Origin of the sequence: Pseudomonas sp. SIMBA_068 (assembly GCF_046534705.1) — a bacterium.
Lineage (GTDB): Bacteria > Pseudomonadota > Gammaproteobacteria > Pseudomonadales > Pseudomonadaceae > Aquipseudomonas > Aquipseudomonas putida.
The window spans coordinates 1,095,644-1,108,359 of record NZ_JAWRYI010000001.1 but is presented as its reverse complement, the minus strand read 5'-3'; the positions used below and the strand labels follow the sequence as shown (position 1 = coordinate 1,108,359).

Annotated in this window: 7 protein-coding genes; 2 read left to right on the top strand and 5 right to left on the bottom strand. The window is 63.6% G+C overall.

What is annotated here, in order from left to right; genetic code table 11:
* Positions 1-25 precede the first annotated feature (25 nt).
* Positions 26-673 carry a DUF1345 domain-containing protein gene (locus SB756_RS05105; protein WP_341798642.1) on the top strand — a complete coding sequence of 216 codons (648 nt, stop codon included), beginning with the start codon at positions 26-28 and terminating at the stop codon, positions 671-673.
* Between the two features lie 273 nt (positions 674-946).
* Positions 947-1,207, top strand: a complete 261-nt coding sequence (locus tag SB756_RS05100; RefSeq protein ID WP_132843521.1) for a DUF1652 domain-containing protein — start codon at positions 947-949, stop codon at positions 1,205-1,207.
* On the opposite strand, the gene SB756_RS05095 is transcribed toward SB756_RS05100, so the two are convergent.
* From SB756_RS05095 to SB756_RS05075, 5 genes are all read right to left on the bottom strand, one after another.
* The gene (locus tag SB756_RS05095) at positions 1,204-3,291 is read right to left on the bottom strand and encodes a putative bifunctional diguanylate cyclase/phosphodiesterase (protein ID WP_341798641.1); all 2,088 of its coding nucleotides are present in this window, start codon (positions 3,289-3,291) and stop codon (positions 1,204-1,206) included. The two genes, SB756_RS05100 and SB756_RS05095, sit on opposite strands and share 4 nt — an antisense overlap.
* Positions 3,292-3,442: 151 nt before the next feature.
* Complete coding sequence (locus SB756_RS05090; RefSeq protein WP_016499324.1) at positions 3,443-4,933, bottom strand: efflux transporter outer membrane subunit; 1,491 nt, start codon at positions 4,931-4,933, stop codon at positions 3,443-3,445.
* A complete protein-coding gene (locus tag SB756_RS05085; protein WP_410910312.1) occupies positions 4,930-8,037 on the bottom strand; it encodes an efflux RND transporter permease subunit in 3,108 nt (1,035 codons plus the stop codon). The genes SB756_RS05090 and SB756_RS05085 overlap by 4 nt, the downstream gene beginning before the upstream one ends.
* Positions 8,034-11,132, bottom strand: a complete 3,099-nt coding sequence (locus tag SB756_RS05080) for an MdtB/MuxB family multidrug efflux RND transporter permease subunit (RefSeq protein WP_410910311.1) — start codon at positions 11,130-11,132, stop codon at positions 8,034-8,036. The genes SB756_RS05085 and SB756_RS05080 overlap by 4 nt, the downstream gene beginning before the upstream one ends.
* Complete coding sequence (locus SB756_RS05075; RefSeq protein ID WP_341798637.1) at positions 11,129-12,439, bottom strand: MdtA/MuxA family multidrug efflux RND transporter periplasmic adaptor subunit; 1,311 nt, start codon at positions 12,437-12,439, stop codon at positions 11,129-11,131. Before SB756_RS05075 ends, SB756_RS05080 begins: the two co-directional genes overlap by 4 nt.
* Positions 12,440-12,716 lie beyond the last annotated feature (277 nt).

The following is a 12,716-nucleotide window of genomic DNA, read 5'->3' as shown; positions in this document are numbered from 1 at the left end:
CCAACCCCCCAGTAAATGAGGCCCCATGGCTTTCCACCGCCTGACCCGAACCCACCCCCGCCTGAGTTTCGCCGCCGCAGTCGGCCTTGTCGGCGCCTGGCTGATCCCCGCCGATGATACCGTGCAGCACATCCTCGCTGGCTGGAACCTTGGCGTATGGCTGTACCTGCTGCTGGTGCTGTACCTCACCTGGGACGCCAGCCCGGAAAGGGTCCGCAAGGTTGCCCGCGTCGAAGACGAAAACGCAGGCATGGTCTTGTTCACCGTGTGCATCGCGGCCATCGCCAGCCTCGCTGCGGTCACCCTGCAACTGGTGTCCAGCAAAGGCCTGCAGGGCACTGCACTGGCGCTGCACTACCTCTACACCGGCCTGACCGTGGCCGGCTCCTGGCTGCTGATCGGCTGCATCTTCAGCCTGCATTACGCCCGCCTGTTCTATACCGGGCACAACCATGAACCACCGTTGCGTTTCGCCGACGGCGAGCGCAACCCGGACTATTGGGACTTTCACTACTTCTCGTTCACCATCAGCGTGGCCGTGCAAACCTCCGACGTAGGCGTTGCCGGCCGGCAACTGCGGCGGGTGGTGCTGGCACATTCGCTGGTGGGTTTCGTGTTCAACACGGCGATTTTGGGGTTCACCATCAACATCGCGGCCGGGCTGCTGGGGTGACCCTGCCGCTCGTCCGAAAAGTGTTTCGTCGGTAACCCGCGAGGGCTGCCTGATTGAAGCGGATAACCGGCGCTATCGCGTGAAGTAAACGTTTGCCTGAACGCAGCGGGCTTATGGGCATGATCGCCCGGGTGTGACCCAAGTCATGGATTGCTACATTTGTCATGTTTGCAGCCGAGAATCACCCGTAGCAACTGCTATGTTTACATTCCCGGCAGCCACATAGGCGTGGCTGGCTGTTCACCACGTCCAGGCACGGACAAGGAGGCTGGCATGAACAAGATGACGTTCCCAAACGCCTGCCAGGTGATGCGCTGGCACTTTCATCCATTGGGCTTCGAAGCCAACATGGATGCGCCGCGCAGCATGGTCGCGCGGCTGTTCGACCGCGCCACCGGCGAAACCCTCATGGCCATCGCCGGCATCCCGTGTTCAGCCATCATGGCCGCAGCCGATGTGGAGCGCATCATCGAAGCCGTCGAAGCGGAAATGGACGCGTTCATACCCGCCCTCTCCTTGCGCCGCGCTGTTTAGCCTGCAACGCTCTTGTCCTGGCGCAAGGCCTGCAACTTGCCCATGAACTGCTCGGCTGGTACCGGCTGCCCCAGCAGGTATCCTTGCAGCGAATCACAGCCCAGTCGGGTCAGAAAGTCCTGCTGTTTGTCGGTCTCCACCCCTTCGGCAACAATGCGCAGGCCCAGTGCCTGGCCCAATGCGACGATTGCCGAGACAATCGCTGCATCGTCACTGTCCTGCTCCAGGTCTCGCACGAAGCCACGGTCGATCTTCAGCTCGTTGGCCGGCAGGCGCTTGAGGTACATCAGGCTGGAGTAACCGGTGCCAAAATCATCGATGGACAGGTCCACACCCATGGTGGACAGGCGTTGCAGCACCGTCAGGCTGGCATCGGCGTCGTGCATGGCGGTGGTTTCGGTAATTTCCAGGGTCAGGCAATTGGCCGGCAGCCCGTTCTCCTGCAGGGCGCGGGCCACACTCTCGACCAGCCCTGCATGGCAGAACTGGATGGCCGACAGGTTCACCGCCATGCGCCAGCCCGCGTGCCCCTGATCCAGCCAATGCCGCATCTGCCGGCAGGCTTCGTCAAGTACCCACTCACCAATCGGGATGATCAGGCCGGTCTTTTCTGCCAGGCCGATGAAGCGGTCGGGCAGCAACAGACCGTGCTGCGGGTGCTCCCAACGCAACAAAGCCTCGGCACCGATCGGCAGGCAGGCCTGGGCGTCAAACTTGGGCTGGTAATGCAAACGGAACTGGCCTTGCTCCAGCGCTTGGCGCAGGTCCTGCAGCAGTTGCAGTTGCTGGCGTGCGTTGCTGTTCATCGACACATCAAAGAAGCTGTAGCCATTCTTGCCCGCGCTCTTGGCGTGGTACATGGCGGCATCGGCATTGCGCAGCAACTCGTGCTGGTCGTGGCCGTTGCCGGGGTACAGGACGATGCCCAGGCTCGCCGACAGTTGCAGGTCATGCTCGGCCACGCGGAATGGCCGTGACACCAGGTTCACCTGCTTGACCGCCACGTCCATGGCATCGTCAGGCTCCTGCAGCTCTACCAGCAGCACGAATTCGTCGCCGCCGATACGCGCGAGGGTGTCCTGGCTGTGCAGGTGGCCGCGCAGGCGGGACGCCACTGCCTTGAGCAGCAGGTCACCGATATGATGGCCAAAGGCATCGTTGACTGGCTTGAAGCCGTCCAGGTCGATGAACATCAGGGCAAAACAGCCACCCTGCTCCGCCACCTTGGCGATGGCCTGCTCGATGCGGTCGGCCAGCAGGGTACGGTTGGGCAGGTCGGTGAGGGTGTCGTGCAGGGCCAGCTGGGTCAGTTCCTGGTTGGCCAGTGTCAGCGAACGGGCCAGCTCGGCAGTGCGCGCCTCCAGGCGGGCGTCCAGCACCGAGGTCAGCAAGGCCACCGCCAGCACCGCCAGGGTGGTGATCAGCACCAGATAGACCAGGCCGTCGCCCTGCAGCCCGCCACCCAGAGCACCGCAGAAGCTGCCCTCGGGGAAATTCGCCGCCGCCATGCCGGTGTAGTGCATGCCAACGATGGCGATGCCCATCACCACCGCCGCCAGGCCACGGATCTGCCGCACATAGGGGGTGTGCCGGCGCAGACGGAAGGCGATCCACAACGCCGCTGCCGAGGCGCCCACGGCGATCAGCAGCGAGGCCCCGAACAGCGCCGGGTCGTAGTCGATGCCCGGCAACATGCGCAGCGCAGCCATGCCGGTGTAGTGCATGCAGGCAATGCCGGCGCCCATGATCAGCGCGCCAAAACCCAGTTGCAGGCACGGCAAGCTCGGCTGGCTCACCAGCCACAGGGCAAAACCCGAGGACAGGACGGCGATCAGCAGCGAGAACGCGGTAAGGGCCAGGTCATAGCCCAGGTCGATGGGCAGGCTGAACGCGAGCATGCCGATGAAGTGCATCGACCACACGCCGATGCCCATGGCCAGCGCGCCGCCTCCCATCCACAAGTACGACGCCCGCCCCTTGGCCGTGGCAATACGGCCGGTCAGGTCAAGGGCGGTGTAGGACGCCAGAATCGCCACGCACAGCGAAATCAACACCAGCGAAGAGGAGTAGCTACCGGTCAGCATTGGGAATTCCAGCGACGGGACATGGGGCCCGGCAAAAGCTGACGATTGTACTCAAGCTTAGGCGAAACGCACGGGGTTTTTGCGAATGGGAATGGATCCAATGCGAGCCCTAAGCAGATCTGCGCCGCTCCCACAAAAGCGTGCGTTCACTTCAGTCCTGCTCGGCAAACGCCTGCTCTGCATCCCAGCCGCCACCCAATGCCGCCACCAATTGCACACTGGCCACCAGGCGGCCTTGCAGCAGGTTCAATACGCTGCGCTCGTTGCTCAGCGCCGTGGTCTGTACGTTGACGACATCCAGATAGCCAATCAGCCCCGCGCGGTACTGGTTCTCGGTCAGGCGCAGCGACTCGCGTGCAGCGTCCAGCGCCTCCTGGCGCACCACCGCTTCATCGCCATACACCTTCAACTGCACCAACAGGTTTTCCACTTCCTTGAAGCCATCCAGCACGGTCTGGCGGTACTGCGCCACGGTCTGGTCATAGACCGCCACCGTACGGTCTACCTCGGCGCTGCGCTTGCCGGCGTCGAACAGGGTCAGCGCCAGCTGCGGGCCTACCGACCAGTAGCGGTTGGGCAGTTCGATCCAGTTGCTGAAGCTGCTGCTGGAATAACCACCACTCATGCTCAGGCTGAGATCGGGGAAGTACGCTGCCCGCGACACACCGATATTGGCATTGGCCGCCATCACGTTGCGTTCGGCAGCAGCGATGTCCGGCCGACGCTCCAGCAGCTGCGACGGCAGCGAAACCGGAATTTGCGGCAATGCCGGAATGGCCTTGCTGTCAGCCAGGGCGAAATCGGCCGGGGTCTTGCCCAGCAGCACGGCGATGGCGTTCTCGAACTGCGCACGCTGCCAGATCAGGTCGATCAAATCAGCCTGGGTGCTCTTCAGCTGGGTACGCGCCTGGGCCACGGCATCCGGGCCAGAGACACCAGCGCGGTACTGGTTTTCGGTCATCCGCAACGAGCGCTCATAGGCCGCCACGGTGGCTTCCAGCAAACGCTTCTGCTCATCGATGACCCGCAATTGCAGGTAGTTCTGCACCAGCTCCGATTGCTGGCTCAAGCGGATCGAAGCGAGGTCGGCGAGGCTGGCTTCGGCACTGGCCTCGTTGGCATTCATGGTTTCGCGCAACTTGCCCCACAGGTCGATTTCCCAGCTGACACCGAGTTGGGCGTTGTAGGTATTGCGGATGCCGCTGCTGTTGTTGGACAAGCTGGAACTGGAGCTGCCGGTACCCTGCGCCGAGCGGTTCTTGCTAGCACTCAGGTCCAGGCTGGGGAACAGCGCCGCACGGCTGCTGCGCACCAGCGCCTGGGCCTGGCGGTACTGCGCTTCTGATTGCGCCACGGTCTGGTTGCTGCGGTTAAGCTCCTCGACCAACGCATTGAGCCCGGTATCGCCGTAGATTTCCCACCAGGCGCCGCGGGCGATGGCATCGGATGGCGTGGCCTGGCTCCAGCCTTCGGCGTGTTTGAACTGCGCCGCCGGGCTGTTCAGCTCGGGGCGGTGGTAGTCCGGGCTCAGGGTACAGGCACTGAGCAAGGCCACGCACAACCCGGCGCCGAGCAGGCGCGAGCCACGCCCACGGGTCAGCGCTTGCAGCGCACGGTGAAGTGGGGTCTGGGCAAAAGTCATAGCGGGGTTTCCAGGGCGGCGTCGGTGCGCACGCCGCGCCAACGGTTGAAACGGTGGCGCAGGCGGTCCAGGTACAGGTAGACAACCGGCGTCGTGTAAAGGGTGAGGACCTGGCTGAACACCAGGCCACCGATGATGGTCAGGCCCAGCGGCTGGCGCATTTCCGCGCCCTCGGCATGGCTCAGCAGCAGCGGCAAGGCGCCAAGGATGGCGGCCAGGGTGGTCATCAGGATCGGTCGCAGGCGCAGCAGGCAGGCCCGGCGGATCGACTCTTCCGGCGACATGCCCTGATGGCGCTCCAGCTGCAAGGCCAGGTCGATCATCAAAATGGCGTTCTTCTTCACCACACCGATCAGCAGGAACAACCCCAACAGCGAGATCAAGCTGAATTCGCCACCGGTGACGTACAGCGTCAGCAAGGCACCAACGCCTGCCGAAGGCAGTGTCGAGAGAATGGTCAGCGGGTGGATGTAGCTTTCATAAAGAATGCCCAGCACCAGATACACCAGCAGCAGTGCGCCAAGGATCATGAACGGCTGGCCCTGCTGGGTCTTGGCAAAGGCATCGGCAGTACCGCCGAGCTTGGCAATCACCTCTTCGGGCAAGCCCAGCTTAGCCACCGCCCGCTCCACCGCTGCCATGGCCTGGTCGGGGCTGTAGCCTTCGGCGACGTCGAAGGCGATGTCTTCGGAGGCGAACTGGCCTTCGTGGCTTACCCGGTCGTTGGCCAGGCTGTTCTCGTAGCGGGCGATGGTCGACAGCGGTACGCGAGCGCCGTCGGTGGTAATCACTTGCACCTGCTCCAGCGTGCTCGGGTCCCAGGCGTATTTGGGGTTGATCTCAAGCACCACCTGGTACTGGTTGAGGCTGTCGTAGATGGTGGAGATCTGACGCTGGCTGTAGGCGTTGTTCAACACCGAGGTGACCATGTCCATGTCGATGCCCAGGCGCTTGGCCTGGTCACGGTCGACCACCAGCGTCACCTGCTGGGTACCGGAGCCGTCACGGGCGTCGATGGCGGTCAGCTCCGGCAGTGCACGCAGCGCCGCAACCACCTTGGGGAACCACTGGCGCAATGCCGCCAGGTCGCCGCTCTGCAGGGTATACAGGTACTGCGACGAGCTCTGGTCACGCCCTCCGCCACCCAGTTGCAGGTCCTGGTCGGCCATCAGGAACAGCCGACCTCCGGGCACTTTGGGCATTTCCTTGCGCAGGCGCTCGATCACCTTCTGCGCATCGATCTTGCGCTCGCTGATCGGCTTCAGGCGCACCAGCACCACGGCATTGTTGGTGCCGCTGTTGCCACCGATGAAACCGGCAACGCTCTGCACTGCCGGGTCGGCCAGCAAGGCGCGCCGGTAGATCTCCATTTTCGGCTGCATCACGCTGAACGACAGGCCGTCATCACCGCGGATAAAGCCCATCAGCTGGCCAGTGTCCTGCTGCGGCATCAGCGTCTTGGGCACCACCACATACAGGGCGATGTTGATAGCAATGGTCGCCAGCAGGCTGAGCAGGGTCAGGCCCTTGTGGCGCAAGACCCAGCCCAGGCTGCGGTCATAGGCGTTGACCATGCGCTGGTGCACCTTGTCGCTCCAGCGCTGCACGCGGGCCTGCTCGGCCTGGTGTGGTTTGAGCCAGCGCGCGCACAGCATCGGCGTGAGGGTCAGCGATACCACCAGCGACACGATGATCGCCGCCGCCAGTGTGATCGAGAACTCCTGGAACAGGTTACGCACGATGCCGCCCATGAACAGGATGGAGACGAATACAGCCACCAGCGACACGTTCATCGACAGCAGGGTGAAGCCCACTTCCTTGGCCCCCAGGAAGGCCGCCTTCATCGGCGGCTGGCCGTCCTCGATGTGCCGCGAGATGTTCTCCAGCACCACGATGGCGTCGTCCACCACCAGGCCAGTGGCAAGGATCAAGGCCATCAGCGACAGGTTGTTGAGCGAGAAGCCGCACAGGTACATGACCGCGAAAGTCCCCACCAGAGACACTGGCACTGCCAGGCTGGGGATGAGTGAGGCGCGCAGGCTGCCGAGGAACAGGTACACCACCAGGATCACCAGCACCACAGCGATCAACAGGGTGTGTTCGGCCTCCTTCAGGGTGGCCTTGATCACCGGCGAGCGGTCCATTGCCACGTTCAGTTGCACATTGGCCGGCAGCAACGACTGCAGGGCTGGCAACTGCGCCTTGATCTGGTCGACCGTTTCGATGATGTTGGCACCGGTCTGGCGGTTGACCACCAGCAGCACCGCGCTCTGGTCATTGAAGAAACCGCTGTTGTAGCGGTTTTCCACGCCATCGGTAATGGTGGCCACGTCGGACAGGCGCAGGATGGTGCCGTTCTGCTGCCGGATCACCACCGGCTCGTAATCCTTGGCGCTTTCCAGCTGGTCGTTGGCCCTCACCTGCCAGTTACGCTCGGCATCCTCGACAAAACCCATTGGCCGGCGCTGGTTGGCGTTGGACACGGCCGTACGCACATCGTCCAGCGACACGCCGTACTGGTTGAGCAATTGCGGCTCGACGGCAATGCGCACCGCCGGCAGCGAACTGCCGCCGATCTGCACCTCACCTACCCCCGATACCTGGGCCAGGCTCTGCGACAGGATAGTGTCGGCCAGGTCGTACAGCTGGCCTTTCTGCAGCACGTCCGACGTCAGCGACAGCACCATGATCGGTGCTTGCGACGGGTTGATCTTCTTGTAGGTGGGCATGCTGCGCATGCCGCTGGGCAGCAGGTTACGGGTGGCGTTGATCGCTGCCTGCACCTCGCGCGCCGCGCCGTCGATGTCGCGGCCCATCTCGAAGCCGATGATGACCCGCGTGGAGCCTTGGTTGGAGCTGCTGGTCAATGTGGTCACGCCGGCGATGCTGCCCAGCTTGCGCTCCAGTGGCGTGGCCACGGTGGAGGCCATGACCTCCGGGCTGGCGCCGGACAAGTTGGCCGACACCACGATTACGGGGAAGTCCATCTGCGGCAGCGGTGACACAGGCAACAGGCCGAAGCTGACCCCGCCCAGTAGCATGATCGCCAGGCTCAGCAGCATGGTCGCAACAGGGCGACGGATGAAAGGACCGGACAGGTTCATGCCTCGGCCTGCTTCACGTCAGTGGCCGGGCGCCAGCGGCGGGCCAAGCGGTCGAAGTACAGGTAGATGACCGGCGTGGTGAACAGCGTCAGCACCTGGCTGACCAGCAACCCGCCGACCATCACCAGGCCCAGCGGCTGGCGCAGCTCGGCGCCGGAACCGGTCGCGAGCATCAGCGGCACCGCACCGAACAGCGCGGCCAGGGTGGTCATCAGGATCGGCCGAAAGCGCAGCAGCGCCGCCTGGTAAATCGCATCACGCGGGCTCATGCCCTGGTGGCGCTCGGCCTCAAGGGCAAAGTCGATCATCATGATCGCGTTCTTCTTGACGATGCCGATCAGCAAGATGATGCCGATGATGGCAATCATGCCAAGGTCGTTGCCGCTGATGAGCAAGGCCAGCAAGGCACCCACCGCCGCCGAGGGCAGGGTCGAGAGGATGGTCACCGGGTGGATGTAGCTTTCGTACAGCACGCCCAGCACGATGTACATGGTCACCACCGCCGCCAGAATCAGCAGCAAGGTGCTGGACAGCGACGCCTGGAAGGCCTGCGCGGCGCCCTGGAAGCGGGTTTGTACCCCCAGCGGCATGCCGATGTCCTGCTGCACCTGCTCGATCACCTGCACAGCTTCGCCCAACGACGCGCCATGGGCCAGGTTGAACGACAGGGTCACCGCCGGGAACTGGCCGATGTGGGAAATGGCCAGCTGGGCCTGGCGCTGCTCGATGCGCGCCAGCGCCGACAGCCGCACCTGGCCGCCATCGGTAGCCTTGACGTGGATCGACTCCAGCGCCTGCGGGCCGATCACTGAAGCGTCCTTCGACTGCAGCACCACGCGGTACTGGCTGGCCTGGGTGTAGATGGTCGAGATCTGCCGCTGGCCGAAGGCGTCGTACAGGGCGTTGGTGATCTGCGACACGCTGATGCCCAAGCGGCTGGCCATGTCACGGTCGATCACCAGGTACACCTGCAAACCCTTGTCCTGGAGGTCGCTGGCCACGTCGGCCAGTTCTGCGCGTTGCTGCAACGCCTGCACCAGCTTGCCGCTCCACTGCGCCAGCAGGTCGGCGTCCGGCGACGACAGGCTGAACTGGTACTGGGTACGACTGACCCGGTCCTCGATGCTCAAGTCCTGCACCGGCTGCATGAACAGGCGGATACCCACCTGCCGGTCCAGTTGTGGCTGCAGGCGGCTGATGACTTCGCTGGCTGTGACATCGCGCTCGCCGTGAGGCTTGAGGTTGATCAACAGGCGGCCGCTGTTGAGCGTGGCGTTGTCGCCATCGACGCCGATGTAGGACGACAGGCTTTGCACGGCAGGGTCCTGCAGGATCACCTTGCTCAGGGCCTGCTGACGCTCGCTCATGGCGGCGAACGACGTGGACTGCGGTGCTTCGGAAATGCCCTGGATCACCCCGGTGTCCTGCACCGGGAAGAAGCCCTTGGGCACCACCATGTACAGGAACACGGTCAGCACCAGGCTGGCCACGGCCACCAACAGGGTCAGCGGCTGGTGCTTGAGTACCCACTGCAGGGCGTTGCCGTAGTGTTTGATCAGCCAGTCGATCCAGGCGCCGCTGGCGCGGTAGAAGCGGCCTTGTTCTTCTTCCTTGGGCTCGCGTTTGAGCAAGCGGGCGCACATCATCGGCGTCAGGGTCAGCGACACCACCAGGGAGATCAGGATGGCCACTGCAAGGGTGATGGCGAACTCGCGGAACAGGCGGCCGACCACGTCAGCCATGAACAGCAACGGGATCAATACCGCGATCAGCGAGAAGGTTAGCGAAATCAGGGTGAAGCCGATCTGCCGGGCGCCCTTGAGCGCCGCCTGCATGGGCGTCTCGCCCTCTTCGATGTGCCGGGAGATGTTCTCCAGCATGACAATGGCGTCGTCGACCACAAAGCCGGTGGCAATGGTCAGGGCCATCAACGTCAGGTTGTTCACCGAGAAACCGGCCAGGTACATCACGCCGAAGGTGCCGATCAGTGACAGTGGCACGGCAATCGACGGAATGAGGGTGGCGCTGAAACGGCGCAGGAAGACGAAGGTAACCATTACCACCAGGACGATGGCGATCAGCAGTTCATGCTGTACGTCCTTGACTGCGGCGCGAATGGTCTGGGTGCGGTCGGTCAGCACCGATACATCGAGGCCGGCCGGCAGGTTGTCGGTGATCGACGGCAACAGCTCCTTGATGCGGTCGACCACTTCGATGACGTTGGCGCCAGGCTGGCGCTGGATGTTCAGCAGCACCGCGTGGTTTTCGTTGGCCCAGGCGGCCAGGCGCTCGTTTTCTGCGCCATCGACGATTTCGGCCACATCTTTCAGACGCAGCGGTGCACCGTTGGTGTAGGCCAGGATCAGGTTGGCGTATTCCTCGGGGGAACGCAGCTGGTCATTGGCATCGAGCATCGACACCCGGGTGGGGCCATCGAAATTGCCCTTGGGCTGGTTCACGTTCGAGGCGCCGATCATCGTGCGCACGTCATCCAGGTTCAGGCCGTTGGCCGCCAGGGCGTCGACGTTGACCTTGATGCGTACCGCCTGGCGCTGGCCGCCGGCAATGCTGACCATGCCTACGCCGCTGATCTGCGCGAGCTTTTGCGCCACACGCGTATCGACCAGGTCGTTGAGCTTGGGCAGCGGCATGGTCTTGCTGGAAATGGCCAGGGTCAGCACCGGGGTGTCGGCCGGGTTGACCTTGTTGTAAACCGGCGGCGCTGGCAGGTCGCTGGGCAGCAGGTTGCTGGCAGCGTTGATCGCAGCCTGCACCTGTTGCTCGGCAACGTCCATGTTCATGTCGAGGTTGAAACGGAGGGTCAGCACCGAGGCACCACCGGAACTGGTCGAAGCCATTTGTTCCAGGCCGGGCATCTGGCCGAACTGGCGCTCCAGGGGGGCGGTGACAGCGCTGGTCATGACCTCCGGGCTGGCACCGGGGTACAGCGTCATGACGCGGATGGTCGGGTAATCCACCTGCGGTAAAGCGGAAACCGGCAGCAGCTTGTAGGCGATCAGACCGGCCAGGACGATGGCCAGCATGCTCAGCGTGGTGGCGACCGGCCGCAGGATGAACAGACGCGAGAGGTTCATGCGCCCGCCTTGCCTGCTGCGTTGCCAGGCTGCGCTTCACCTGTGTGCGCCGAACCTTTGGCTTCCTGGCCTTGCAGGTGCTGGCCTGGGGTGGTCGGTACTTGCGAGCTGTCTTCGACCACTTCCACCTTGGTGCCTTCGCGCAGGCGGTCGGTGCCTTCCAGCACCAGGCGGTCACCCGCCTTCAGGCCTTCGAGGATGACGCTGTTCTCGCCATCGCTGGCGCCGACCTTGAGCTTGCGCACGTTCACCGTGTTTTCAGCGTTTACCACATAGGCAAAGGTACCGTCGTTACCAAACTGGATGGCCGCTGCCGGGGCCATGACCACCTGCTTGAGGGTATCGGCTAGCAGGCGCACGTTGACGAACTGGTTGGGGAACAGGGCGAGGTCCTTGTTCTCGAAGCGGCCCTTGAACTTGAGCGTACCGGTCGTAATGTCGATCTGGTTGTCGATGCTGCCCAGCACGCCAGTGGACTGCAGCTTGCTGTCACTGCGGTCCCAGGCCTCGACCGGCAGGATGGCGCCGCTGCGGTAGCGTTCCAGCACGGTGCTCAGCTCGGTTTCCGGCAGGGTGAAGGCGACGTTGATCGGCTCGGTCTGGGTAATCACCACCAGTGCCGTGGTGTCGTTGGCCGCAACGAGGTTGCCCAGGTCGAGCTGGCGCAGGCCCACGCGACCGTTGATCGGCGCACGGATCTGGGTGAAGTCGAGGTTCAGCCGGGCGTCGTTGACCTGTGCCTGGTTGGTCTTGACCAGCCCCTGGAACTGCGCCACCTGCGCTTCGGCGGTGTCGAGGGTTTGCTTGGCGATACTGTCTTCGGCGTACAGGCCTTTATAGCGGGCTACATCCACCTGGGCGTTCTTCAGCTGCGCCTGGTTTTGCGCCAGCGTACCTTCGGCCTGCTGCAGGGCGATGCGGTACGAGCGCGGGTCGATTTCGGCGAGCAAGTCGCCGGCTTTGACCTGCTGGCCTTCCTTGAAGTGGATCTTCACCAGCTCGCCAGCCACGCGGCTGCGCACATTGACCGTGTTGGTGGCAGTGACTGTGCCCAGGGCTTTGTAATACAGGGGGAAGTCGCCCACGCGTACCGGTTCGACGCGTACCGGCACCGCTTCGCTGGAGCCGCCGAACCCTGGGCGGCCGCCCATCATGCCCATGCCCTTGCCACCGCGCCCGCCGCCGCCGGCTTCTTTATGCGCAGGCGTTGCTGCAGGCCACAGCCACCAGGCCAGGGCAGCCACCAGCAGCAGGATCAGCAGGCCGACGAGCCAGCGACGGGGGGAACGGGAATTGGACACTTGCATGGGTTGAACGAACCTTGTTCGGAATGGCGGCTTGGGGAGGGTGAACGATAAGCAATGGCATCGTTTTAGCAAAGGGCCTTTACCAGAGGTTTACCTTTGGCTGACGTTGCCAAGACGCTGAACTTTAAATGAAAACGGCCCGGAAAGCGTTCCGGGCCGTTACAGGGTGTTGCTTGGAGTAGTGGCGGGCTGAAAGGTTTCGGTTGCCTGGGCTGGCCCTTTCGCGGGTTCACCCGCGAAGAGGCCACCACAGGACTCAGCCGCCCTGCCCCGCAAC

Coding starts and splice junctions, on each gene's coding strand:
- SB756_RS05105 (WP_341798642.1), top strand. CDS start 26: ATGGCTTTCCACCGCCTGACCCGAACCCACCCCCGCCTGAGTTTCGCC.
- SB756_RS05100 (WP_132843521.1), top strand. CDS start 947: ATGAACAAGATGACGTTCCCAAACGCCTGCCAGGTGATGCGCTGGCAC.
- SB756_RS05095 (WP_341798641.1), bottom strand. CDS start 3,291: ATGCTGACCGGTAGCTACTCCTCTTCGCTGGTGTTGATTTCGCTGTGC.
- SB756_RS05090 (WP_016499324.1), bottom strand. CDS start 4,933: ATGACTTTTGCCCAGACCCCACTTCACCGTGCGCTGCAAGCGCTGACC.
- SB756_RS05085 (WP_410910312.1), bottom strand. CDS start 8,037: ATGAACCTGTCCGGTCCTTTCATCCGTCGCCCTGTTGCGACCATGCTG.
- SB756_RS05080 (WP_410910311.1), bottom strand. CDS start 11,132: ATGAACCTCTCGCGTCTGTTCATCCTGCGGCCGGTCGCCACCACGCTG.
- SB756_RS05075 (WP_341798637.1), bottom strand. CDS start 12,439: ATGCAAGTGTCCAATTCCCGTTCCCCCCGTCGCTGGCTCGTCGGCCTG.